The sequence below is a fragment of the Streptomyces gottesmaniae genome, from assembly GCF_031845845.1.
GTDB lineage: Bacteria > Actinomycetota > Actinomycetes > Streptomycetales > Streptomycetaceae > Streptomyces > Streptomyces akebiae.
On sequence record NZ_JAVRFJ010000023.1, the window covers coordinates 1 to 23,830 of the forward strand.

General features: G+C 72.3%; 23 protein-coding genes and 1 pseudogene. 7 read left to right on the top strand and 17 right to left on the bottom strand.

Going from position 1 to position 23,830, the window contains the following annotated elements; genetic code table 11:
• Positions 1-302: pseudogene (locus tag RM704_RS24750) on the bottom strand (hypothetical protein); the annotation flags it as partial.
• Positions 299-1,342 carry a polysaccharide deacetylase family protein gene (locus RM704_RS24755; protein ID WP_033528379.1) on the bottom strand — a complete coding sequence of 348 codons (1,044 nt, stop codon included), beginning with the start codon at positions 1,340-1,342 and terminating at the stop codon, positions 299-301. The gene RM704_RS24755 and the pseudogene RM704_RS24750, both read right to left, overlap by 4 nt.
• A gap of 132 nt (positions 1,343-1,474) precedes the next feature.
• On the opposite strand from RM704_RS24755, the gene RM704_RS24760 reads away from it, so the two are divergent.
• Positions 1,475-2,671, top strand: a complete 1,197-nt coding sequence (locus RM704_RS24760; RefSeq protein ID WP_033528378.1) for a class I SAM-dependent methyltransferase — start codon at positions 1,475-1,477, stop codon at positions 2,669-2,671.
• Positions 2,672-3,666: 995 nt separating this feature from the next.
• On the opposite strand, the gene RM704_RS24765 is transcribed toward RM704_RS24760, so the two are convergent.
• From RM704_RS24765 to RM704_RS24785, 5 genes are all read right to left on the bottom strand, one after another.
• Positions 3,667-5,058, bottom strand: coding sequence for an RNA polymerase sigma factor (locus RM704_RS24765; protein WP_311591230.1), 1,392 nt, complete (start codon positions 5,056-5,058; stop codon positions 3,667-3,669).
• Positions 5,059-5,115: 57 nt separating this feature from the next.
• Entirely contained in the window at positions 5,116-5,472 is a 357-nt protein-coding gene (locus tag RM704_RS24770) for a YciI family protein (protein ID WP_033528377.1), read from the bottom strand.
• 114 nt (positions 5,473-5,586) lie between these two features.
• Positions 5,587-6,648 (bottom strand): LCP family protein, encoded by a 1,062-nt coding sequence (locus RM704_RS24775; RefSeq protein ID WP_052146128.1) that lies wholly within the window; start codon positions 6,646-6,648, stop codon positions 5,587-5,589.
• Between the two features lie 93 nt (positions 6,649-6,741).
• Positions 6,742-8,130 carry a glycoside hydrolase family 10 protein gene (locus RM704_RS24780; protein WP_033528375.1) on the bottom strand — a complete coding sequence of 463 codons (1,389 nt, stop codon included), beginning with the start codon at positions 8,128-8,130 and terminating at the stop codon, positions 6,742-6,744.
• A gap of 192 nt (positions 8,131-8,322) precedes the next feature.
• Positions 8,323-9,387 carry a LacI family DNA-binding transcriptional regulator gene (locus RM704_RS24785; protein ID WP_033528374.1) on the bottom strand — a complete coding sequence of 355 codons (1,065 nt, stop codon included), beginning with the start codon at positions 9,385-9,387 and terminating at the stop codon, positions 8,323-8,325.
• Positions 9,388-9,508: 121 nt separating this feature from the next.
• Between RM704_RS24785 and RM704_RS24790 the strand changes: the two genes are divergently transcribed.
• The 4 genes from RM704_RS24790 to RM704_RS24805 are packed head-to-tail and all read left to right on the top strand — an operon-like array spanning position 9,509 to position 15,107.
• Positions 9,509-10,897 carry an ABC transporter substrate-binding protein gene (locus RM704_RS24790; RefSeq protein ID WP_033528373.1) on the top strand — a complete coding sequence of 463 codons (1,389 nt, stop codon included), beginning with the start codon at positions 9,509-9,511 and terminating at the stop codon, positions 10,895-10,897.
• Entirely contained in the window at positions 10,894-11,814 is a 921-nt protein-coding gene (locus tag RM704_RS24795) for a carbohydrate ABC transporter permease (protein ID WP_033528372.1), read from the top strand. Before RM704_RS24790 ends, RM704_RS24795 begins: the two co-directional genes overlap by 4 nt.
• Before the next feature lie 8 nt (positions 11,815-11,822).
• Entirely contained in the window at positions 11,823-12,728 is a 906-nt protein-coding gene (locus RM704_RS24800; protein ID WP_033528371.1) for a carbohydrate ABC transporter permease, read from the top strand.
• 57 nt (positions 12,729-12,785) lie between these two features.
• Positions 12,786-15,107, top strand: coding sequence for a beta-xylosidase/alpha-l-arabinosidase (locus tag RM704_RS24805; protein ID WP_033528370.1), 2,322 nt, complete (start codon positions 12,786-12,788; stop codon positions 15,105-15,107).
• 3 nt (positions 15,108-15,110) lie between these two features.
• Here the strand turns inward: RM704_RS24805 and RM704_RS24810 are convergent, their stop codons facing one another.
• Both RM704_RS24810 and RM704_RS24815 read right to left on the bottom strand, forming a co-directional pair.
• Entirely contained in the window at positions 15,111-15,296 is a 186-nt protein-coding gene (locus RM704_RS24810; RefSeq protein WP_033528369.1) for a DUF397 domain-containing protein, read from the bottom strand.
• A complete protein-coding gene (locus RM704_RS24815; RefSeq protein WP_052146127.1) occupies positions 15,293-16,141 on the bottom strand; it encodes a helix-turn-helix domain-containing protein in 849 nt (282 codons plus the stop codon). Before RM704_RS24815 ends, RM704_RS24810 begins: the two co-directional genes overlap by 4 nt.
• Positions 16,142-16,259: 118 nt before the next feature.
• Here RM704_RS24815 and RM704_RS24820 point away from each other — a divergent pair, with 118 nt between their 5' ends.
• Positions 16,260-17,003, top strand: a complete 744-nt coding sequence (locus RM704_RS24820) for a PH domain-containing protein (RefSeq protein ID WP_052146126.1) — start codon at positions 16,260-16,262, stop codon at positions 17,001-17,003.
• On the opposite strand, the gene RM704_RS24825 is transcribed toward RM704_RS24820, so the two are convergent.
• Genes RM704_RS24825 through tsaB form a run of 4 tightly spaced genes read right to left on the bottom strand, consistent with a single transcriptional unit; the run spans position 16,951 to position 19,508 of the window.
• Positions 16,951-17,211 carry a hypothetical protein gene (locus tag RM704_RS24825; RefSeq protein WP_033528368.1) on the bottom strand — a complete coding sequence of 87 codons (261 nt, stop codon included), beginning with the start codon at positions 17,209-17,211 and terminating at the stop codon, positions 16,951-16,953. The genes RM704_RS24820 and RM704_RS24825 overlap by 53 nt on opposite strands.
• Complete coding sequence (gene tsaD, locus RM704_RS24830) at positions 17,208-18,311, bottom strand: tRNA (adenosine(37)-N6)-threonylcarbamoyltransferase complex transferase subunit TsaD (RefSeq protein ID WP_438828947.1); 1,104 nt, start codon at positions 18,309-18,311, stop codon at positions 17,208-17,210. Before tsaD ends, RM704_RS24825 begins: the two co-directional genes overlap by 4 nt.
• Before the next feature lie 4 nt (positions 18,312-18,315).
• Positions 18,316-18,846, bottom strand: a complete 531-nt coding sequence (gene rimI / locus RM704_RS24835; protein WP_033528366.1) for a ribosomal protein S18-alanine N-acetyltransferase — start codon at positions 18,844-18,846, stop codon at positions 18,316-18,318.
• Positions 18,843-19,508 (bottom strand): tRNA (adenosine(37)-N6)-threonylcarbamoyltransferase complex dimerization subunit type 1 TsaB, encoded by a 666-nt coding sequence (gene tsaB / locus RM704_RS24840; protein ID WP_033528365.1) that lies wholly within the window; start codon positions 19,506-19,508, stop codon positions 18,843-18,845. The genes rimI and tsaB overlap by 4 nt, the downstream gene beginning before the upstream one ends.
• Positions 19,509-19,632: 124 nt before the next feature.
• Between tsaB and RM704_RS24845 the strand changes: the two genes are divergently transcribed.
• On the top strand, positions 19,633-20,193 hold the full coding sequence (locus RM704_RS24845) for a hypothetical protein (RefSeq protein WP_192829695.1): 561 nt from the start codon (positions 19,633-19,635) through the stop codon (positions 20,191-20,193).
• A gap of 146 nt (positions 20,194-20,339) precedes the next feature.
• Here the strand turns inward: RM704_RS24845 and RM704_RS24850 are convergent, their stop codons facing one another.
• The 4 genes from RM704_RS24850 to alr all read right to left on the bottom strand — a co-directional run bounded on the left by RM704_RS24850 (position 20,340) and on the right by alr (position 23,771).
• A complete protein-coding gene (locus RM704_RS24850) occupies positions 20,340-20,522 on the bottom strand; it encodes a hypothetical protein (protein WP_078937198.1) in 183 nt (60 codons plus the stop codon).
• Between the two features lie 128 nt (positions 20,523-20,650).
• Complete coding sequence (tsaE, locus tag RM704_RS24855; protein ID WP_033528363.1) at positions 20,651-21,175, bottom strand: tRNA (adenosine(37)-N6)-threonylcarbamoyltransferase complex ATPase subunit type 1 TsaE; 525 nt, start codon at positions 21,173-21,175, stop codon at positions 20,651-20,653.
• A gap of 43 nt (positions 21,176-21,218) precedes the next feature.
• Entirely contained in the window at positions 21,219-22,466 is a 1,248-nt protein-coding gene (locus RM704_RS24860) for an alpha/beta fold hydrolase (protein ID WP_033528362.1), read from the bottom strand.
• Between the two features lie 144 nt (positions 22,467-22,610).
• On the bottom strand, positions 22,611-23,771 hold the full coding sequence (gene alr / locus RM704_RS24865) for an alanine racemase (RefSeq protein ID WP_033528361.1): 1,161 nt from the start codon (positions 23,769-23,771) through the stop codon (positions 22,611-22,613).
• Positions 23,772-23,830 lie beyond the last annotated feature (59 nt).

Sequence of the window (23,830 nt, forward strand, 5' to 3'; positions counted from 1 at the left end):
GGGGCGGGGTGGTGCGCGCGGGGGTGGGGAGGCGTGGGGCCGTGGTTCGCCGGCCCGCCCGCGCCGGGCGCAGGGGCCGTCGGGGCCGGTGCCCGCGCCGGGTCCCGGCCCCGACCCGGCGCTTCGGTCCCCGGCGCCGAGCCGGTGGCGTCGGCCGCGCATCCGGCGAGGAGCAGTGCGGCGAGGGCCGTGAGGGCGGAGAGGGCGGTCAGGGCGCGGGCGCCGGGCGTACGGGCCGGTGGGACGCGCGCCCCCCGGCGCCCCCTCCGGTGCGCCCTTCGCCCGCCTCCCTCGGCCCTCACAGGTAGTCCTCCAGCCTCGCCACCGCGTACCCCTCGGCGGTGACCAGGTTCAGGAAGCGGCGGACCATGTCGGGCATGGTGCCCTTCCAGTCGGACGTGCCCCGGAAGTGGCTGAGGACGATGTCGCCGGGGCGGAGTTCGCGGTCGGACTCGCGGTAGTCCCAGCGGTCGACGAAGACCTCCTCGTTCCACAGGGGGACGGCCTCGATGCCGCAGGTCCTGGCGGCGCGGAGGGTGTCCCGGTCGTAGCTGCCGTACGGCGGCCGGAAGAGGGTGGGCCGCGTCCCGTACCGCTTCTCGATCACGTCCTGCATCCCGCAGATCTCGTGCTTCTGGGCGGCGTAGGAGAGCGTGGGCAGATGGCGGTGGCGGAGGGTGTGGTTGTTGAGGGCGACGCCACGGTCCCGCATCCGCTCGAAGTAGCCGTAGTCCTCCTTGATCAGGTAGTCGCTGAGGAAGGCGGTGTACGGGACCCGCAGGTCGGTCATCATCCGCAGGAACGCCGGGTCCTTCTCGGCGCCGTCGTCGATGGTCAGGAAGACGACCTTCTGACGGGTGGGGACGGTGGTGAAGACCGGAGGGAGGCCGTCCTCGGCATGACCGTCGACCTCGAACCCCTTGCGGGTCCTCAGCTCCGGCTTCTCCGCCGGCGGCGCGGGCGCGCTCAGCGGCACCCTCGCAAGCCCCCAGCGCTTCGCGGCGGCGACCCGCGCGGCGTGCGCCCGGCGCACCTTCCCGGCGTACGCGTCGAGCGCCCGGGCCGCGGGCGCGTCGAGCTGCCGCCCACCGTGCTGCCGCGCCCCGCCCGGCCCGCGCTGCTGGCCGTGGGCGGGCCCGGCGGTCCCGGTGGTCGGCCCTGCCTCGGCGGCGCCTCGGCGCCCGGCGGAGCCCTGCTCCGAGGCCTCCTCGGCACCTCCCCCGCCGCACCCGGACACGACGGCCGCGAGGGCGAGCAGCGCGATGCCACCCCGGACGCCCGCGCTCCCCCTCCCGATCGACCACTTCGCACTCTTTACATCATTTTGTCGTACGAATCGCATGGCGCCGCATCCTCGCAGGGCGGCCCGCCTCCACCCGCCCCGACACCGCCACCGTCCCCCGACCATCCACCGACTGGCCCACACCGCCCTCCCCCTGGCCCCCGCCCCGGCCCTCTGACCGACAATGACCCGGTGAACGACCTCGACCCCGCCACCTTCCTCGCCCCCCTCCTCACCCCCGAGGGCCGCGCCCTCCTCGACGAGGTGCGCGACACCGAGCCGGCCCGGGAGTTGGCCGTGGCCACCCGGCTGCGCCGCGACCACCCGGCGGAACTGGTCTCGGCGGCGCTGGCACAGGCCCGGCTGCGGCAGCGGGCGGTGGCGAAGTTCGGCGCGGCGGACGCGGGGCGGATGTTCTTCACGCCGAACGGGGTCGAGCAGTCGACCAGGACGAGCGTGGCGACGTACCGGGCCGAGTGCTTGCGTGCGCTGGGCGTGCGGTCCGTCGCCGATCTGTGCTGCGGGATCGGTGGGGACGCGATCGCGTTCGCGCGCGCCGGGATCCGGGTGCTCGCCGTCGACCGCGACCCGCTGACCGTGGCCGTGGCCCGCGCCAACGCCGACGCGCTCGGGCTCGCGGAACTGGTCGAGGTGCGCGAGGCGGATGTGACGGAGGTGGACACGGCCGGGTACGACGCCGTCTTCGTCGACCCCGCCCGGCGTTCCTCCAAGCGCGGCCGGATCTTCGACCCGGAGGCCTACTCACCGCCCCTGTCCTGGGCGGTGTCGGCGGCGCTGAAGGCCCCGCTCGGCGCGTTGAAGATCGCGCCCGGCATCCCGCACGAGGCGATCCCCCCGGAGGCCGAGGCCGAGTGGATCTCCGACGGTGGGGACGTGAAGGAGGCCGTGCTCTGGTTCCGTGCGGACGGGACACCGGGGGCGCGGCGGGCGATGCTGCTGCCCGCCGGGGCCGGCATCCGCGCCACCCCCGACACCATGCTGCCCGACCCCCCGGTCCGTCCGGTGGGCCGGTACCTGTACGAACCCGACGGCGCCGTGATCCGCGCCCATCTGGTCGCCGAGGTCGCCGAGGAGCTGCGGGGCGGGCTGATCGACCCCACGATCGCCTATGTCACCGCCGACGGGCGCCATGTCACCCCGTACGCCACCGCGTACGAGATCACCGACCGGCTCCCGTTCAACGTGAAGAAGTTGAAGGCGCTGCTGCGGGAGCGCGAGGTCGGCATCCTCACCGTGAAGAAGCGGGGGTCGGCGGTGGAGCCGGAGGAACTGCGCAAGAAGGTCAAGCCGCAGGGGCGCAACTCGGCGACGGTCTTCCTGACCCGGGTCGCCGGTGCCCCGACGATGTTGATCGGCCACCCGGCGTAGTTCGCGGGGCTCCTTCGGGGCGGCCACTGAAACCCCAGGCACCGCCGCCCGCGCGCGGCACCGTGGTGACCGGTGGCACGGCTCCGGGCACCGCGGCCCTTGGCGCCCCGTCGCCGGGCCTTCGGCACCCCGTTGCCGGCTCTCCGTGCCCCGTCGCTGCCCCGTGGTACGCCGTCGCGGCTCGCGCCCCGCCGCTGTTCATCGCGCCCATCGCGAGGCTCCTAAGTACCCGCGCGGGCCGCCGTGAGGCACCGCCGCCCCACCCGCGAACCGTGGTGACCGGTCGCACGGCCCCCGGCATCGTCACGACCCTCGGCGCCCCACTGCCAGCCCCTCGACGCCCCGTCGCCTGACCCTTGGCGCCCCGTCACGGCCCGTGGAGCACCACCGCAGCACCACCGCTGCCCACCGCTGCCCGCCGCTACCCGTCGCGCCCGTCGCGCCCGTCGCGCCCGTCGCGCCCGTCGCGCCCGTCGCAAGGCTCCCCAGACATCCTCGCGGGCGCCGTGGGGCACCGCCGCCCCGCCCGCGGACCGTGGTGACCGGTCGCACGGCCCCCGGCATCGTCACGACCCTCGGCGCCCCACTGCCAGCCCCTCGGCGCCCCGTCGCCGGGCCTCCGTGCCCGTCGCGGCCCGTGGAGCCCCGCCGCTACCCGTCGCGCCCGTCGCGCCCGTCGAAAAGGCTCCCCAGACATCCTCGCGGGCCGCCACGCTCAGGCGCACAACTCCTCGCGGCATCACCGCAGCCCACGACCCGCCGCCGCGCGAACGCAGCGCCCCCATCCAGCGCGCCACCGCCCCGTCGCCCGGCCACGGCTCCCCCGGACGTCCACGACCCACCGCGCCCACCGACCCACCGCGCCCAGCCACCCAACAGGTCACCGCATCACCGCAGCCGACCACACCCCGTCCCCGCAGCCCGGGCACCCGCACACCCACCCAACCCCTGGCCTCACGACCGCCTCTCCTCCCGCTCCGCCCTTCCCCGCTCCTTCAGTCACCCTCCTCCGCCCGCGCCAGCAGCAGTGCGCGCTCCCTCTCGTTCCGGGCCAGTCCGGCCGCCCGTGTGAACTCGGCGCGGGCCTCCTCCGTGCGGCCCAGCCTGTGCAGCAGGCCCCCGCGCACGCTCGGCAGCAAGTGGTAGTCGCGCAGGGCGGGTTCGGCGGCGAGGGCGTCCACGATCTCCAGGGCGGGGGCGGGGCCCTCGGCCATGGAGACCGCGACCGCGCGGTTCAGTTCGACCACGGGGGACGGGGCCCGGGCGGCCAGCAGGCCGTACAGCGTGGCGATCCTCGGCCAGTCCGTCTCCTCGTAGGTGTACGCCTGGGCGTGGCACGCGGTGATGGCCGCCTGGAGGGCGTACGGGCCCGGGGCACCGTGCGCGGCGGCGGTGGCGCGGCCGAGGGCGGTGAAGCCCCGGGCGATGAGCAGGCGGTTCCAGCGGCGGCGGTCCTGGTCCCGCAGCAGGACCGGCTCCCCGGAGGGGCCCGTGCGGGTTGCCGCCCGCGACTCCTGAAGCTCCAGCAGGGCCGCCAGGCCGTGCACCTCGGGCTCCTTGGGCATCAACTGGGCCAGGACGCGCGCCAGTCGGAGGGCGTCCTCGCAGAGGGCGGGGCGCAGCAGGTCGTCGCCCGCGGTGGCCGCGTACCCCTCGTTGAAGATCAGGTAGATGACCTCCAGCACGGAGTCGAGGCGGGCCGCACGGTCGGGGCCGTACGGCACCTCGAAGGCGACGTTCTTCGTGGCCAGCGTGCGCTTGGCGCGGACGATGCGCTGGGCGATCGTCGGCTCGGGCACCAGGAAGGCGCGGGCGATCTCGGCGGTGGTCAGGCCGCCGAGGAGGCGCAGGGTGAGGGCGATGCGGGCCTCGGCGGACAGCACCGGATGGCAGGCCGTGAAGACCAGGCGGAGCAGGTCGTCGTCGATGTCGTCCGGGTCGGACGGCTGGTCGAGGTACGGCCCCGCCGCCTCCAGGTCGCGCCCCACCTCGGCGAGCTTGCGCGCGTACCGCTCCCGGCGGCGTACGAGGTCGATCGCCCGGTGCTTGGCCGTGGCCATGAGCCAGGCACCCGGGTTGTCGGGCACCCCGTCCCTCGGCCACCGCTCCAGCGCGGCGACCAGCGCGTCCTGCGCCAGCTCCTCCGCGATCCCGACGTCCTTCACGATGCGTGCGACACCGGCGATGACTCGGGGCGACTCGATGCGGAAGACGGCCTCCAGGGCCGTGTCCGGATTCGGATCCGGGTTCGGATCCTGGCGGTCCGGGTCGGGATCCGGGTCCGGGTCGGAATCGGGGTTCGGGTCCTGGCCGGGGTTCGGGTCCTGGCCGGAGTTCGGGTCCGGATCCGGGTCCGGGCGGGGGTCCATGGTGGGCTGTGGGGTCACAGCCCACCATCAGACACGACATCCCCGGCGCCCGAGAAGCGGCCCCGCCAGGCGGGCTCAGCCCTCCATGATCTCCCGCACCTCGCACGTCACCGTCCAGTGCTCCTCGTGCACCTTCAGGAAGCGCTTGGTCCACTCGACCGCCTCGGCCATGTCCTTGCACTGCATGAGCGCGTAGCCGCCGACAACCTCCTTGGACTCGGTGAACGGCCCGTCCGTGACGGAGATCTTCCCGCCCTCCCAGTGGACCCGGGTCCCCTGCGCGGTCGGCGTCAGCCCGGCCGTGTCGAGCATGACCCCCGCCTTGGTGATCTCCTCCAGCAGCTCCCCCATCCGCTGCATCAGCTCGGGGCTGGGCCCCTCGGCGGGGGCGTTCTTCTCGTCGATCTGAACCAGCGACAGATAGCGCGGCATGGTCACTCCTACGGCATCGGCGAGCGGGGCTCGTCCCCGACTCTCACCCCTGCGTCGAACGGCCGCACCCGGGATCGACACGGCCGCCGAGATTTCCCGGAGAATTTTTTCGCCCTACTTCAGCGACTTCCACAGCCGGCTCGCCTCCGGCTCGTCCGCCACCACCCGGTTGCGGTCGTACGGGGCCGTGACCACCGGCATCATCACGGTTCTCGTCTCGGCGGAGGACAGGCCCTTCACGCTCTCGCCCAGCCGCGTCAGTTCGGTGAGGGAGTCCAGGCCGGTGTCCGTCGTCAGGCTTCCGGTGATCGCGTCGGCGGCCCGGTAGAGCCGGGCGGGGTTGGTCAGCAGGTCGGTCGAGGAGATCTGGTCCAGGAGGGCCTTGACCAGTTTCTGCTGGAGGCCGATGCGGCCGAGGTCGCTGCCGTCGCCGATGCCGTGGCGGGTGCGGGCGAGGGCGAGGGCCTGCTCGCCGTCCAGGTGGTGGGTGCCGGCGCGCAGGCTCAGATGGCTGTCCTCGTCGTCGATGTCCTCGTCGGTGGTGACCGTGACGCCGCCGAGGGCGTCGACGAGCTTCGCGAAGCCGGAGAAGTCGATCTCGATGTAGTGGTCCATGCGGACGTCCGTCATCGACTCGACGGTCTTGACCGCGCAGGCCGGGCCGCCGACCGCGTACGCGCTGTTGAACATCACGTTGTACGCCACCGCCGTCGAGCCGCCCGACTCCGACGGGCAGGACGGGCGGGTGACGAGGGTGTCGCGGGGGATGCTGACGACCGTCGCCCCGGTGCGTCCCTCGTCGATGTGGACGACCATCGCCGTGTCCGAGCGGGCCCCCGCACCCTCGCCGCCGCCGCCGAGTTCCGCGTTCTCCTTGCCGCTGCGGGAGTCGGAGCCGAGGACGAGGATGTTCAGGGCGCCGCTCGGCAGGGCCTCGGCGGTGGCCGACGCGGACGGCTCGGGGGAGGAACGGATCTTCGCGGGGCGGTTGTCGCCGAGGGCGGCGTCGATGTCGACGCTGTCGATGTTGTCGTTGAGCCGCCAGAACGCCCAGCCCGCTCCGCCCGCACCGACCACGAGGACCGCGGCGAGGAGGCCACCGGCGATCTTCAGCCGGCGCCGCCGTCTGCCGAGGTCCCCGCCGCCTTCCCCGAACGCGCTTTCTTCACCGTTCACGCACAGGAACTTACGTCCGAATTGTTACGGGCAGAACCTCATGCCGCCTTTCCTTCGGAAATTCTCAGACTTCTCATCCCTCCGGAGTCACATTCAGCCCAGCGTCACCGTGGGCACCGGATTGCTCCCGCTCCAGGTGCCGTTGAAGCCGAAGGTCACCGAACCGCCGCTCGGTACGCTCCCGTTCCAGGAGGCGTTGGAGCAGCTGACGGCCGTACCGGTCTGGGCGCAGCTCGCGTTCCAGGCCTGGCCGACCTGCTGCCCCGCCCCGAACGTCCAGGCGACCCGCCAGGAGGGAAGCGAGGATCCGGCGGCGCAGCGGATGGTCACCTCGCCGGTGAAGCCGGTGTTCCACTGGTTCGCGACGCGGTACGAGGCCGCGCAGCCGTCGGTGGTCGGCGGGGGTGTCGTGCCCGTCCCGCCCAGGCCGGTGGCGATGCCGTAGTACGCGGGCTTCGGTGCGTAGTTCTCGTCGTACGGGGTCGCCGCGCCCTCGCCCGGGAACGTGTCCGGGATCCAGGAGTCGGAGTCGGTGAAGCCCCAGACCGTCACGCCGGTGCAGCGGGTCACGGCGACGCAGGCCTTCACCACGGCGTCGTACTCGGTGCGCTGCTGCGCCAACTTGGCTGCGGTGGCGGGCAGTTGCATACGGATGTCGAGTTCGGTGACGGCCACGTCCACGCCCAGGTCGGCGAAGCGCTGGATGTTCTGCTGGAGCGTGGACGGGACCTGGCCGAGGATCAGGTGGGCCTGGAGGCCGACCCCGTCGATGGGGACGCCGCGTGCCTTGAGGTCGCGGACCAGGTTGTAGAGGGCCGTGCTCTTCGCGTTGACGCCCTCGACGTTGTAGTCGTTGATGTAGAGCTTGGCGGCCGGGTCGGCGGCGCGGGCGGCGGTCAGGGCCTGGGCGATGTAGTCGGCGCCGAGGCCGTTGTACCAGAGGGTCTGGCGGTAGGTGCCGTCCTCGTTGAACGGTTCGTTCACCACGTCCCAGGCGGCCAGTCGGCCCTTGTAGCGGCCGACCTCCAGCGCGATGTGGTCGTTCATCAGCCGGCCGAGCTGGGCGGACGTCCAGGTGCCGTTGGTCAGCCAGCTCGGGTTCTGGCTGTGCCAGACGAGGGTGTGGCCGCGTACGTCCTGGCCGTGGGCCTCGGCGAAGTCGACGATCTGGTCGGCCTCGGCCCAGTTGAAGGTGCCTCGTGCGGGCTCGACGGACTCCCACTTCATGGCGTTGCCGGGGGTGAGCCAGTTGAACTCGCGGCCCGCGATGTCGCCGTAGGTGCCGGTGAGCTTCGAGCCGGTCACCGCCGTGCCGAGGGCCTTCCCCTTGGCGGCGGCGAGGTCGCGCAGGGGCGGGTCGGCCGCGTGGGCCGCGTGGGCCGCCGGGGCCGCGAGCAGCAGGGCGGCGAGTGCGGTGACGCCGGTGAACAGCGCGGCGCACCGGGTGAGCAGGGGGATTCTGGCGGTTCTGGAGGTTCTCATGGCGGGTGCCTCCGAAAGTTTCGGTTGTGCAACCGATTGACTGCGGAGGAGTGTGGAGGGGGTGGCCTCACTCGTCAATACATCAACTTCCGGCCAAGCCGTCACTCCGCCTCGTCGCGCCCACGCGACGGAGCGGCACGTCGACGCACGTCGACTCGGCCCCGCGCCCTGGAAGGCGGCTCCGCCGGCCTTTCAGGGCGCGGTCGGCGGCGTTCCCGTGCTGCTCCGCACCACCAGGCTCGTCGCCAGCTCCACCCGGGTCGCGGCCGAGGAACCCTCCTGGCGGCCGAGGTCGAGGACCAGTCGCGCCGCCGCCTCCGCCATCTCCATCAGGGGCTGGCGCACGGTCGTCAGCGGCGGCCCCACCCAGCGGGCCACCGGCAGGTCGTCGAAGCCGACGACGCTGAGGTCCTCCGGGATGCGCAGGCCCAGCTCGCGGGCCGCCTCGTAGAGGCCGAGGGCCTGGAGGTCGTTGCCGGCGAAGACGGCGGTCGGGCGGTCGGGGCGGCGCAGCAGTTCCAGCCCCAGCCGGTAACCCGTCTCGTGGTGGAAGTCCCCGGCCTTGATCAGGTCGGCGTCGACCGGCAGCCCGGCGGTCTCCAGGGCGGCCCGGTAGCCGTCGACCCGGGCGCGGCTGCACATCATCCGCGAGGGTCCGCTGATGGCGCCGACGCGCCGGTGGCCGAGCTCGATCAGATGGCGGGTGGCGGCGAGGCCGCCCTGCCAGTTGGTGGCGCCGATCGAGGGCACGTCGTCGCCGGGGTCGCCCGCCGGGTCCATCACCACGAACGGGATGGAGCGGCTGGTCAGCAGCGCGCGCTGGGACTCGTCGAGCCCGGACAGGACGAGGACGACCCCGTGCGGACGGCGCGCGGCGACCTGGTCGGCCCAGGTGCGGCCGGGGGTGAGCCGCCCCGCGCTCTCGGAGAGGACGACGCTCAGGCCCTCCTCCCGCGCGATGTTCTCCACGCCCCGGATGACCTCCATGGCCCAGGCGCTCTCCAGCTCGTGGAAGACCAGGTCGATGAGGGGGGAGCGGGTCGCCTCGGCGCGTCGGCGACGGTAGCCGTACTCGCGCAGCAGTTCCTCGACACGGGTGCGCGTGGCGGGCGCGACGTCCGCGCGACCGTTGAGCACCTTCGAAACAGTCGGAGCCGACACGCCGGCCTGGCGGGCGATCTCGGCGAGCGTCGCGGTCTGCGTGGAGTGTGACGCGCGCGCTCTTGTCTGGATTTCCTCGGGCTTCGCGGGCTTCATATGCGGGATCGTATCCCTGCGCGACCCCTTGACGAACCCTTTCGACGGCCTTACGTTCCCGGAACATTCGAAGTGCCATCCGAAACATTCGCACGTCCGGACATTCGCGAAGGGTGCTCTCATGGAGTCGAGCAGAGGCCAGTTCACCGGGACGACCGCGGGCCGGTCCACCGGCAGCGGCACGGGCGGCCGGCCGTTCAGCAGGCGCTGGTTCCTCGGCGCGAGTTCCGCCTCGATGCTCACCGCCGGCCTCGGCGCCGGTCTCACCGCCTGCGGCTCCGGCGGCGGCTCGGGCGGTGGGGACGGCAAGACGCTCACCGCGTTCGTGTACGGCGACGACGCGGTGAAGGTCCAGCAGGCGGGCGTCGACCGGTTCAACAAGTCGGCCGCGGCGAAGAAGGCCGGCGGCACCATCAAGCTCCAGAAGGTCCCCGGCTCCGACTACTCCCCGAAGCTCCGCACGGCCATGGGCTCCCCGAGCGCCCCGGACATCTTCTTCAACTGGGGTGGCGGCTCCATCAAGCCGTACGAGGAGGCGGACAAGCTCGTCGACCTCACCGACATCATCGAGGGCGACCCGGTCCTCAAGGACGGCTTCCTGCCCTCGGTCCTCGCGGCCGGCGATCTGGGGGGCCGCCACTACGGCATCCCGATGCGCGGCATGCAGCCGGTGATCCTCTTCTACAACAAGTCCGTCTTCACCGAGCACAAGCTCCAGCCGCCCACCACCTGGGATCAACTCCTCGACATCAACGCCAAGTTGAAGAAGGCGAAGATCACCCCCTTCGCGCTCGGCGGCTCCGACGTCTGGCCCGAGCTGATGTGGCTGGAGTACCTGGTCGACCGGATCGGCGGCCCCGAGGTCTTCAAGCGCATCCAGGACGGCGACGCCGAGGGCTGGGGCGACCCGGCCGTCGTCCGGGCCGCCGAGCTGGTCAAGGAGCTCATCGACGACGGCGCCTTCGGCTCCAAGTTCACCTCGGTGTCGTACGTCAACGGCGGCGCCCCCGCGGTCTTCGCGCGCGGCAAGGCGGCCATGCACCTGATGGGCTCCTGGGAGTACTCCACGCAGCTCGGCAAGTTCCCGGACTTCGCCAAGGGCAACCTGGGCTGGGCCGCCTTCCCGACCGTCGAGGGCGGCACCGGCGACGTCCGCAACGTCGTCGGCAACCCGACCAACTACTGGTCCATCAACGCCCGTACGAAGAACAAGGACCTCGCGGTCGGCTTCCTCAAGGACTGCGCGTCGAAGGAGTACGCGCAGGCCCTGATCGACAACGGAGACGTGCCGACCACCTCGAACGCGGCCGAGCTGCTCGCCTCCTCCCCCAACCCCGAGTACGCGAAGTTCCAGTACGACATGGTCCAGCAGGCGCCGGCCTTCACGCTCTCCTGGGACCAGGCGCTCGGCGACGGCCTCGGCACCAAGATGCACACGGAGATAGGCAAGCTGTTCGCGGGCCAGTCCTCGCCGAACGAGTTCGTGACGGCGTGCAAGGGGCTGAAGTGACCGTCACGGTCGAGAAGACCCCGGCGGCGGCACCGAAGGGGCAGGCGCACCGGACGGGCCGCCGCGCGGGCCGCACCGGCCGCCCGCACGCCGTCTGGGCCCTGCCCGGCGTCCTCTTCTTCACCTTCTTCGCGGTCGTCCCGATGGCGCTGGCCCTCTATCTCTCCTTCACCAGCTGGGACGGCCTGGGAGACCCGCGGCCGGTGGGCCTCGACAACTGGCAGAAGCTCCTCGACGACCCCCGGATGACGCAGTCCCTGTGGCTGACCGTCGTCCTCACCGTCGCCAGCTGGGCCTTCCAGACGGTCGTCGCCCTCCTCCTCGGCGTCTGGGCGGCGGGCCGGCAGCGCAACCGCGCGATCCTGTCCGCGGTGTTCTTCGTCCCGTTCCTGCTCTCCTCCACCGCCATCGCGATCCTGTTCTACGCCCTCCTCGACCCGAACTTCGGCATCATCCAGCAGGACACCCTGGGCTCGCAGAGCGGCGCGTTCCTCGCGATCGTCTTCGTCGGCGGCTGGCAGTTCATCCCGTTCCACACCCTGATCTACCAGGGCGGGGCCCGCCAGATCCCCGAGGTCCTCTACCAGGCGGCGGCCATCGACGGCGCCGGCCGCTACCGCCAGTTCTTCTCGATCACGCTGCCGCAGCTGCGGCACACGATCACCACGTCCACGGTCCTGATGGTCGTCGGCTCCCTGACGTACTTCGAGACGGTGCTGATCCTCACCAAGGGCGGCCCCGGCACGGACACCGCGATCCTGCCGTACCTGATGTACGAGGCGGGCTTCAAGACGTACGACTTCGGCTACGCCAGCGCCATCGCGTCCTTCCTGGTCATCGCCGCGACGGGCCTCTCCCTGGTCCTGGTCCGGCTGACGGGCTTCGGCGCCATGCGCAGCACCCGCGAAGGGATGTGACGGCACGCATGACACACGACACACTGGCGCGCCCCACAAGGACCCGGCAGCCGGACGGGAGTCCTGTGCCGGACTCCCCCCGCCGCCGCAGGCACTGGACGAGGCGCGCCAACCCGGTGGCGGGCCTGGGCGCCTTCGTCTGGCTGGTCATCGTCCTGATCCCGATCTACGCGATGCTGTCGGCGTCCCTCACCGGCGCGGACAAGGCGTTGACGGGCAACCCCCTCAAGCCGCCCACGGACCCGACCCTCGACAACTACAACACCGTCCTGAGCAGCGGCTTCGGCCACCTCCTGAGCAATACGGCGATCGTCGCGGTGTCGGTCGTGGGCATCGTGCTGGCCCTGTGCATCCCGCTCGCGTACGTGGCCGTCCGCACCCGCGACCGCTGGTCGAACGCGGCCTTCCGCCTGTTCCTCCTGGGCGTGGCGATCCCGGCCCAGGCCGTGGTCGTCCCGTTGTATCTGCTCATCGCCAAACTCGATCTGTACGACACCCTCCTGGCCGTCATCCTCCCGACGGCGGCCTTCGCGATGCCGGTCTCGGTCCTGGTCCTGGTGGGCACTCTCCGGGACGTCTCCGAGGACCTGTACGAGGCGATGGCCCTGGACGGCGCGTCCCCGCTCCGCATGCTCTTCCAGTTGACGATTCCGCTCGCCAAGGGCGGCATCAGCACGGTCGTCATCTTCTCGGCGCTCCAGGCCTGGAACGGCTTCCTCTTCCCGCTGATCTTCACCCAGTCCGACGGCCCCCGGGTCCTCACGCTCGGACTGTTCAACTACGTCAGCCAGTTCGGCGTCAACATCCCCGCCGTGCTCGCCTCGGTCGTCCTCTCCGGCATCCCGATCTTCGCCGTGTACCTGGTGGCGCGACGGGCGCTGGTGGGCGGGTTGATGGGCGTGGGCGGCAAGTGATCCACCGGCTCCGGCACCCGCGACCTTCTGAAACTCGCCGACCCCTGAAGGAGTTTCATGACCACCCCTTGGCGTGACCCGGCCCTGCCCGCAGCGGCCCGGGTCGCGGATCTGCTCTCCCGGATGACCCTGGAGGAGAAGACCGCGCAGTTGTACGGCGTGTGGGTGAAGAGCGATTCGAACGGCGAGGACATCGCCCCCGACGAGCAGGGCATGTCGGAGGAGTTCGACTTCGACGAGCTGATCACCCGGGGCCTCGGCCAGCTCACCCGCACCTTCGGCACGGCCCCCGTCGACCCGGCGCTGGGCGCGCGAGCACTGGCCCGCGCCCAGCGCCGCATCATGGCCGCGAACCGCTTCGGCATCCCGGCCGTCGCGCACGAGGAGTGCCTGGCCGGCTTCACCGCCTGGCGCGCGACCGCCTACCCGGTCCCCCTGGCCTGGGGCGCGACCTTCGACCCGCCGCTGGTGGAGGAGATGGCCCGCCACATCGGCCGCGACCTGGCCTCCGTCGGCATCCACCAGGGTCTGTCACCCGTCCTGGACGTGGTCCGGGACCCGCGCTGGGGACGGGTCGAGGAGACGATCGGCGAGGACCCGTATCTGGTGGGCACCATCGGCACGGCGTACGTGCGCGGCCTGGAGTCGGCCGGGATCGTGGCCACGCTGAAGCACTTCGCCGGATACGCGGCGTCCGTCGGCGCCCGCAACCACGCGCCCGTACGGGCCGGGGTTCGGGAGTTCGCGGACGTGACCCTGCCGCCCTTCGAGATGGCCCTGCGCGAGGGCGGCGCCCGCTCGGTGATGGCGGCCTACACGGAGACGGACGGCGTCCCGGTCTCGGCGGACCCGGGACTGCTGACCGAACTCCTGCGCGACGCCTGGGGCTTCACCGGCACGGTCGTCTCCGACTACTTCGGCGTGGGCTTCCTGGAGACCAACCACCGCGTGGCCGGAAACCGCGCGGAGGCGGGACACGCGGCCCTGGCCGCCGGGATCGACGTCGAACTGCCCACCCTGCGCTGCTACGGCGAGCCGCTCCTGGAGGCGGTCCGCGCGGGCGAGATCCCCGAGTCCCTGGTCGACCGCGCCGCCCGCCGGGTCCTGCTCCAGAAGTGCGAGCTGGGCCTGCTGGACGAGGGCTGGACCCCCGAGCCGGAGTCCGCCACCGACTCCGGGCGGATCGACCTCGACTCCACGGCGAACCGCGCCCTGGCCCGCCGCCTGGCCGAGGAGTCGGTGGTCCTCCTGGACAACCCGGACGCGGTCCTGCCGTTGGCGCCGGACATCAGGATCGCGGTGGTGGGCCCTCGCGCCGACGACGCCCTGGCCATGCTCGGCTGCTACTCCTTCCCCTCCCACGTCCTGCCCGCCCACCCCGGCACGCCCCTGGGCATCGAGATCCCCACGGTCCTGGACTCCCTGCGCACGGAACTTCCCGACGCGAAGATCACGTATGCGGCGGGAAGCGACGTGGACGGCGAGGACACCGGCGGCTTCGCCGAGGCGGTCGCCCGCGCCTCCGAGGCGGACGTCTGCGTGGCGGTGCTCGGCGACCGGGCGGGCCTCTTCGGCCGGGGCACCTCGGGCGAGGGCTGCGACGCGGAGGACCTCCGCCTCCCGGGGGTCCAGTCCGCACTGCTGGACGCGCTGATCGCCACGGGTACGCCGGTGGTGGCGCTCCTGCTCACCGGGCGCCCGTACGCGCTGGGCCGCTGGCACGGGCGACTGGCCGGCGTGGTCCAGGCGTTCTTCCCCGGGGAGGAGGGCGGCCCGGCGGTCGCGGGCGTCCTGTCGGGCCGCGTCTCCCCCTCCGGCCGCCTCCCGGTGAGCGTCCCGAACCGCCCCGGGGGCCAGCCGTGGACGTATCTCCAGCCGCCCCTCGGCCTCGTCGGCGCGGCGAGCAACCTCGACCCGACCCCGCTGTACCCCTTCGGACACGGCCGCTCGTACACGACGTTCGCGTGGACGGACTTCGAGGGCGAGGAGGTGGAGGAGGCGGAGAACGAGGGCTACGACGTGTCGGTGACCGTGCGCAACACGGGTGACCGGCCGGGGGCGGAGGTCGTGCAGCTCTATCTGCACGACCCGGTGGCCTCGGTGACCCGCCCCGACCTGCGCCTGATCGCCTACCGGCGGCTGGAGTTGGCGCCGGGGGACGCCTCCCGCGTGACGTTCCGCTTCCACCCCGACGTCTCGTCCTTCACGGACCGCGCGGGGCGCCGCGTGGTCGAACCGGGCGCCCTGGAACTGAGGTTGGGCGCGTCGAGCGCGGACATCCGCCACCGGGTGACGCTGACGCTGGACGGCCCGGTACGCGAGGTGGGCCCGGACCGCCGCCTGCACTGCGAGACGGAGGTCAGGGCCGTGGAGAGCTGAGCTTCAGCCCGCGTGGGCCGCGTACGCGACGAACGCGGCCCACGCGCCGGGGCCGAGGCCGAGGTGGGGGCGGGTGGTGTCTTTGGAATCGCGGATGTGAATGGTGGTGGGGGTGGGGGCGACTTCTAGGCAGTCGTCACCCTGCGGACTGCTGTAGCTGCTCTTGAACCACGTGAGCTCATTGCTCATAGCGCTCCTCGGATGTCCCTGAGCAGGTCCTTGGAGTCACTTGGCGGCAGGGCCTGCGAACGCAGTGTTGCATACCGCTGGCCAAGGGTAACGACCTCTTTTACGTCCGCAATCAGTCGACCGTGCTGCTGGCCTTCGGCGTAGGCGTAACGTCTGCCGTCCTCCGTCTCCAACAGGCGGAGCGGGCCCGCGAGGCAGGCGTGCGCCTCGTAGGCCATCGGCATGATCTGGACCTGCACGTTACGCGCGTCCGCACAGGCGAGGAGGTGGTCGAGTGCGTCGCTCATCACCGCCGGGCCGCCGAGGCGACTCCGCAGCACGGCCTCGTCGACGATGAAGCTGAACGACGTTCCGGAGCGCTCACGCAGAAGCCGTTGCCTCTCCATCCGCGCGAGCACCTGCTCCTCCATCTCCTCCTCGCCGACCAGCGGAATGTTGTTGGAGAACGCGGCCCGGACGTACGCCTCCGATTGCAACAGCCCCGGCAGGATGCGGCACTCGTAGGTGTCGAGACTCACCGCCTCGCGCTCAAGCCTTGCCCACATCCTGAACCAAGCCGCCAACCCCGGCTGCCGAGCCATATGCCGAAACGCCCCCCGCACCGCCCCCGTGTTGCCCGTCGCCTCCTCCGCCAGTTCCACGAACCGCTGGTCGGCCAACCGTCGCCCCAACTCGATCGAAGCCACCGAGTGTTTGGACAGGTGGACCCGCGCCCCGAACTCCTCCCGGCTCAACCCCGCATGCTCCCGCAGCGCCTGGACCACCGCCCCGAACGCCCGCATGCTGTCCGACGACTCGGGCTCACCACCCGGCCCCTGCGCAGCCCACTCCACACCGTGCACCATTCACTCAGAGTGACGGTCCACTCACCGTACTGTCCATCGAACAGCCACGTACTCCCCCTCCAGTACGCACCCGCGCACGGCTTACCCCACGTTCACCAGGACCGGCTATAACGGCCCGATGAGCGACGGCATACAGCGGGATTACCGCAGACGGCGGGGCATACCGCCCACATTCCTCACCCTGCTGGTGGCGGCGGTTCTCGTCAGCGCCAACGCGCTGTACGCGATGGCGTCACTCGGCCCCTCGGGCTGGGACATGCTGGCCGTCGCGACATGGGTGGCCGTCGCGGGCCGGGTGCTGCTGGAGCAGTTCAGGGCCCGTACGTCCGTCACGGCCGACGGCGTCACCGTACGCGGAGCGTTCCGCACCCGAAGCTGGGCCTGGTCGGAGATCTACGGCATCCGAGTCGAGGAGAGCCGGCGGAGCACGCCACGCTGGTCGGGGTATCTCTACGCCACCGACGGGCGCCGGGCCCGCCTCCCCCACCTCGACGAGTACCAGCTGGACGATCCGATCGGCGAGGTCGCCGACCTGTGCGCCACCGCTCTGCGACTGGAGCTCACGTCCGTGGAGCCGCGGCCCGATGTGGAGGACCGCATCGCGCGAGGGGCGCGGCGGCGCAAGGCGTGGCAGCGGGCGGCCGTCGCGAGCCTGGTGGTCCTGGCCGTCATGTTCGCGCTGAACACCTGGCTGATCTTCACCGACCGGCCGACGCACTCACTTCTGCTGATCGGAGGCGTCCCGCTCGTCTGTCTCCCTGTCTTCCTCCTCGTCGCGGACCGCTTCGGCGAGGAGCGCCACCGTCGCCTCAGTCACCCTCGCCCAGCGACTCGAACCGCCACCGGTGCACCGCTCGACTGACCAACTCCTCGCCCGGCTCAGGCAGTTCGGGCAGCTCCGCGTCGTACTCCGCGTCCCACCACGTGATGACCAGCACCCGGTCCTGCGGCGCCCGGAGCGTCTCGCGCCTCAGCGGTCGAGCGGGCAGCTCCTGGGCCCGTGCCCAGGCGAGGAGTTCCTGTCCCCGCCCGGGCACCGCCCGCGCCTCCCACATCAACGCGACGGTCACGAGTACAGGTTCTCCTTGCTGACCTCGTGCACGTGATCGTGGGAGTGGGAGTGGGAGTGTCCCGGCACATGCGGGTCCGTCACCGGCAGCGACGAGTCCGCCGACAGGTCCCAGTCGGAGGCGGCGCGCCCGCGCGCGACCATCTCCGCGCCCAGCGCGGCCACCATCGCCCCGTTGTCCGTGCACAACTTGGGCCGGGGCACCCGCAGTCGGATGCCGGCCGCCTCGCAGCGCTCCTGGGCGAGGGCCCGGAGGCGGGAGTTGGCGGCGACACCGCCACCGATCATCAGGTGGTCGACACCCTCGTCCCGGCAGGCCCGCACCGCCTTGCGGGTGAGCACGTCCACCACGGCCTCCTGGAAGGACGCCGCCACATCGCGTACCGGTACGTCCTCCCCGGCCGCCCGCCTGGCCTCGATCCAGCGGGCCACGGCGGTCTTCAGGCCGGAGAAGGAGAAGTCGTAGGCGGGGTCGCGGGGCCCGGTGAGGCCGCGCGGGAAGGCGATCGCGTTCGGGTCGCCCTCACGGGCGTACCGGTCGATCACGGGACCGCCCGGGAAGCCCAGGTTCAGCACCCGGGCGATCTTGTCGAAGGCCTCCCCGGCGGCGTCGTCGATGGTCGCGCCCATCGGCCGTACGTCCGAGGTGATGTCGGTCGACAGCAGCAGCGAGGAGTGACCGCCCGAGACCAGCAGTGCCATCGTCGGCTCGGGCAGCGCCCCGTGCTCCAGCTGGTCGACGCAGATGTGGGAGGCGAGGTGGTTCACCCCGTAGAGCGGCTTGCCCAGCGCGTACGCGTACGCCTTGGCGGCCGAGACGCCCACCAGCAAGGCGCCCGCGAGGCCGGGACCTGCGGTGACGGCGATGCCGTCGAGGTCCCTCGCGCTCACCCCCGCTTCCTTCAGCGCGCGGTCGATCGTCGGGACCATCGCCTCCAGGTGTGCCCGGGAGGCGACCTCGGGCACCACGCCGCCGAACCGGGCGTGCTCGTCGACGCTCGACGCGATCGCGTCGGCCAGCAGGGTCGTCCCGCGCACGACGCCGACGCCGGTCTCGTCGCAGGAGGTCTCGATCCCCAGGACCAGCGGTTCGTCAGCCATTGACCTAGCCATTGATCTCGGTTCCTTGTACGGATGTGGAAGGGTCGTTGAGGCGCATGACCAGCGCGTCCACGTTGCCCGGCTGGTAGTAGCCGCGGCGGAAGCCGATCGCCTCGAAGCCGAAGCGTTCGTAGAGCTTCTGGGCGCGGACGTTGTCTACCCGGCATTCGAGCATCACCTGGGCGCACTCGAAGGCGGTGGCGGCCCGCAGCAGCTCGGTGAGGATCGTCGCGCCCAGGCCGGTGCCCCAGTGTTCCCGGGCGACGGCGATGGTCTGGACGTCGGCGGTGTCCCCGGCGGAGGCCAGGCCCCCGTAGCCGATGATCCGCCCTTCACCACCGCTGTCGTCGTCCGCGCCCTCGTCCGGGACCACCGCCACCACGTAACGCCGGGTGGCGTTCGGGCCCCGCGCGTGGGCGAGGTCCGACCAGAACATGCCGCGGGACCAGGCGTCCTCGGGGAAGAGGTCCCTCTCCAGCTCCAGGACGGGCTCGATGTCCCACCAGCGCATCTCGCGCAGCACCGGGGTCGTCACTTGGGGGTGACCACCTTGTAGTTCTTGGGGACCTGGGCGTCGGGCCGGCGCAGGTAGAGCGGCCGGGGCGCCTCCAGTTCCTCACCCTTGGCCAGCCGCTCCGCCGCCAGCGCCGCGAGGGCGGCCGCGGAGACGTGCTCGGGCGCGCGGGCGTCGGGGAAGGTGTCGGGGTACAGCAGCGCGCCCGCCCCGACGGCGGGAAGCCCGGTCACCAGCTCCGCGATGTCGGCGGGCCGGTCGACGGCCGGCTCGGTCGCTCTCGTCCGCGCGTCCTCGTACCGCGCCCAGTACACCTCCTTGCGCCGGGCGTCGGTGGCGACGACGAACGGTCCCCCGACCGTCCCCTCGGCACCGGCCGCGTACGCGAGCCCGTCGAGGGTGCACAGGCCGTGGACGGGGACCCCGAGGGCGAGGCCGAAGGTGTCGGCGGTCATGAGGCCGACGCGCAGCCCGGTGTACGGGCCGGGACCGATGCCCACGACGATGCCGGTGACGGCGTCGAGGCGGGTGCCCGCCTCGGCGAGGACCCGGTCGACGGCGGGCAGCAGCAGTTCCCCGTGGCGTCGCGCGTCCACCTGACTCGACGCGGCGACGACGTCCGTCCCGTCGTGCAGCGCGACGGTGACGGCGGGGGTGGCGGTATCCAGAGCGAGCAAGAGCACGCAAACAGCCTACGGCGCTTCGGCCCGGGCCACGGCCGACCCGGTGCACGCTCCCCCTGCTGCTACCGTCACAGCACAGACGTACTTCAAGGGCGTACGTGGGTACGAGAGGTGGGCGCAGAAGGTGGCCAGTAGCAGCTCGGGATTCGTGGCCGGGCTCACCGCGGCGGCCATCGCCGCAGTCGGTTTCCTCACCTACCAGGCCTCGGCGAAAGCGCCGGACGACCTGGGGAAACCGTCCGCATCGGAGTCCCCGAAGGCCAAGCAGTCCAAGACCCCCGGCAAGGGGGAGAAGGACACCGACGACGTCCTCCCCGACGACTCGGGCGCCGGCGAGCGGGTCGTCTACTCCCTCGACGAGGACCGCGTCTGGCTGGTCGGCGCCAACGAGAAGGTCACCCGCACGTTCGAGGTCACCCCGAGCACGGTCGACCCCAGCCCCGCCACGTACACGGTCTCGTCCCGCTCCGCCGCCGTCACCGGCTCCGACGGCACCCCGATCGAGCACGTCGTCCGCTTCGCCTCGGTGGACGGCGTCTCCGTGGGCTTCAGCGCGGCCGTCGACGGCTCGACCCCGCGCCCCGACCCCACCACCAAGACGGGCGGCATCCGGGAGTCCCGCAAGGACGGCAAGGCGATGTGGGAGTTCGCGGGCATCGGGACAAAGGTGGTCGTGGTCGACTGAGGCTTCACGCCCGGTCGCCGGCCCGCGTCAGGGGCGCGGGGAACCGCGCGAGAACCCCTACCCGACCCGCAGCCGCACGACGACCGCGACCACGCCTGGCGACCACGCCTGGCGCCCAGGCCGCACGCCCAGAGGCGCCCGACCGGTTACGCGGCCCGGGGGCGCCGCCGCTCCACAGGCCGACACCCCTCCACCTTCACCGGCGGAGCCACGGGCGGAGCCGCCGGCGGCGTGGAAACCGCCTTCGCCGCCGCACAGGAGGCCAGCAGGTCCCGCATCGACACCCCGGCCACTCCGGACGGAACCGGCTTACGCTGCGCTGTCGACATGGACGCCTCCTGGTGCCACGGCGAACCAAGTTAGGTAGACCTAACCAAGGACTGGTTACCATGTGACCACGCCGGGGACGGCCGGCGCAACATCTTGCCGACAGCTCGTCGGAACGATCGGCGGAGCGTCACGCGGACAGCACACCCAGCTCCACAGCCGCCCACCGCTCACCCAGTCCGGTGACCGTCACGTGCCGCACCTCGTCCGTCGTGTCCCCCACCGCCCGGTGGATGACCACGTTCAGCCGGTCGTCGGTCAGCTCCTCGACCTTGCCCTCGCCCCACTCCACGACGATCACCGATTCCGGCAGCGAGACGTCGAGATCGAGGTCCTCCATCTCGTCCAGCCCGCCGCCCAGGCGATACGCGTCGACGTGCACGAGCGGCGGCCCCTCCCCGAGCGACGGATGCACCCGGGCGATGACGAAGGTCGGCGAGGTGACGGCCCCGCGCACCCCGAGCCCCTCCCCGAGCCCCCGGGTGAGTGTGGTCTTCCCGGCGCCCAACTCCCCGTTGAGCATCACGAGATCACCCGCGCGCAGGAGCTTGGCCAGGCGACGGCCCAGCTCCAGCATCTGGTCGGGTGCGTTGACGGTGATCCGAACGGTGGTCCGAGGGGAGGCCTCGAAGGCCTGGGACGATCCGCCGGTCATATCGGCCTGGGACGATCCGCTGGTCCGAAGGGACGCCTCGGACTCACCCGGGACGTGCGGTGCTGCTGGCGCTTCCATAACCACTTACGGTAGCTCCCGCCGGCACGGCCCCCGCGCGGGTGAGCAGGTCGGCAAGTCGGTCGGTCACGACCTCGGGATGCTCCAGCATCACCAGATGCCCCGCGTCCGGCACGAGCACCAGTTCCGCGTCCGGCAGCAGGTCGGCGATGGCCTCGCTGTGCTCGCTCGGGGTGACCAGGTCCTTGACCCCGGCCAGCACGAGCACCGGCAGCTCGGTGAACGTCGCGAGGGCCTCGGTCTTGTCGTGCTCGGTGAACGCCGGATAGAACTCGGCGACGACGTCGATGGGCGTGCCCTCGATCATCCGTTCGGCGAACCGTGCGACCGCCGGGTCGACGTCCCGCGACGCGAACGAGTACCGCTTGATGATCCCGGCGAACAGATCGGCGGTCGCCCGCCGCCCCCGCTCCACCAGCGCGGCCTGCTGCCCGAGCGCCCTCAGCACCCCCGGCAGCACCCGCCGTACCGCGTTGACGCCGGCGACGGGCAGCCCGAAGTTGACCTCGCCGAGCCGCCCCGACGACGTACCGACCAGGGCGACGGCGACGACCCGCTCGCGGATCAGCTCCGGGTAGTGCGCGGCCAGCGCCATCACGGTCATGCCGCCCATGGAGTGGCCGACCAGCACGATGGGCCCCTCGGGGACCGCCGCGTCGATGACGGCCTTGAGGTCGCGGCCCAGCTGGTCGATGGTGACCGGCAGCCCGTCGCGCACCCCGGACACCCCGCGCTCGGAGCGGCCGTGGCTGCGCTGGTCCCAGTGCACGGTCCGGACGACACCGCGCAACGCGGCCCGCTGGAAGTGCCAGGAGTCCTGGTTGAGGCAGTAGCCGTGGCTGAAGACGACGGTGACGGGGGCCGGTGCCTTGCGGCCGAAGAGACGGCGTCTGCGGGGCGAGAGGCCCGCCTCGGGCTCGACGTCGTCGACCTCGTAGTAGAGCTCGGTGCCGTCGTCGGCGACCGCCTTGCCGGGGATGCCGCGCAGCGCCCCGTACGGGCCGGTGGAGTCGAGCGCCAGGCGGGCCTTCCTGCGCATGCCGCGCCCGACGGTGAGCCGCTCTATGGCGACGCCGGCCGCCGCGCCCGCCGCGACGACGCCTATCGCCGCCCCCGCGACCCCGGCTCTGCGCCAGATACCGTCGCCGGACGCGGCCGTGGCGGCGGCCGCGCTCGCGACGGCCTCCACGGCCTCGGCGCTGCTCTCGCTCACGTCCCGCTCCTCTTCTCCGGCCTGTCCGGTTCCACTGTCACTCCGCACGCCTGTACGGAGTTACCCGTCTCGTTCGTCTTTCACCTACTCGTGTACAGGTGCCCGGGATCCCCATCCTCACGGCCCCCGCTCGTCCGCGCCCGCTCACTCACCCGTGTCGACGTAGACGCGCGGAACGCGGGTTCCGATGCGCGTCACGATCTCGTACGCGATGGTCCCGGCCGCCTTCGCCCAGTCCTCGGCGGTCGGTTCACCGCCGTCACCGGCCCCGAACAGCACGACCTCGTCCCCGGCCGCGGGTTCGTCCCCGCCGAGGTCGACGACGAACTGGTCCATGGCGACCCGGCCCGCGACCGTCCGCCACTTGCCGCCGACCAGGACGGGCCCGCTGCCGGAGGCGTGCCGGGGGATGCCGTCCGCGTAGCCGACGGGGACCAGACCGAGGGTCGTGGCGCCGGGCGTGACGTAGTGGTGGCCGTAGCTGACGCCGTGCCCCGCGGAGACGTGTTTGACCAGTGCGAGTGAGGCGCTGAGCCGCATCACCGGCCGCAGCCCGAGGTCGGCCGAACTGCCCAGCTCCGGGCTGGGCGAGATGCCGTAGACCGCGATGCCCGCCCGGACGAGGTCGAAGTGCGCGTCGGGACGGGTGAGGGTGGCGGGCGAGTTGGCGATGTGCCGCACCTCGGGGCGCACGCCCCGGCCCTCCGCGTACCCGACCATGTCGCGGAAGCGGGTGAGCTGGGCGTCGATGGACGGGTGGCCCGGCTCGTCGGCGCACGCGAGGTGCGACCAGAGCCCGGTGACCTTCACGAGCCCCTCGGCCTCGGCCCGCAGCGCCTCGGCGACCAACTCCGGCCAGTCCTCGGGCTGGCAGCCGTTGCGCCCGAGCCCGGTGTCGGCCTTCAGCTGCACACGGGCGCGCAGGCCCGCCCGCCGGGCGGCGTCGGTGACCTCCCGCAGCGCCCACAACCCGCTGACCGCGACGTCGAGATCCGCCTCGACCGCCTCGCGCCAGGGCCCGCCCGGCGCCCAGAGCCAGCACATCAGCCGCCCCGACAGCCCCGCCGCGCGCAGCGCCAACGCCTCCTCGGGCGTGGCCGTCCCGAGCCAGGTGGCCCCCGCCTCGACCGCGGCCCGCGCACACCGCACGGCGCCGTGGCCGTAGGCGTCCGACTTGACGACGGCCATCAGCTCGGCGCCCGGCGCCGACGCGCGCAGCGTGCGCACATTGGCCCGCAGGGCGTCCAGATCGATCTCCGCCCGGGCCCGGAGGGGCGCGTGCGGCACAGGTGCTGTCTCACTCATGTCAGCCCCAGTGTCGCAGAGCGCACGACCCCCCGATCGAACGGGCGCACCCCGCTCCA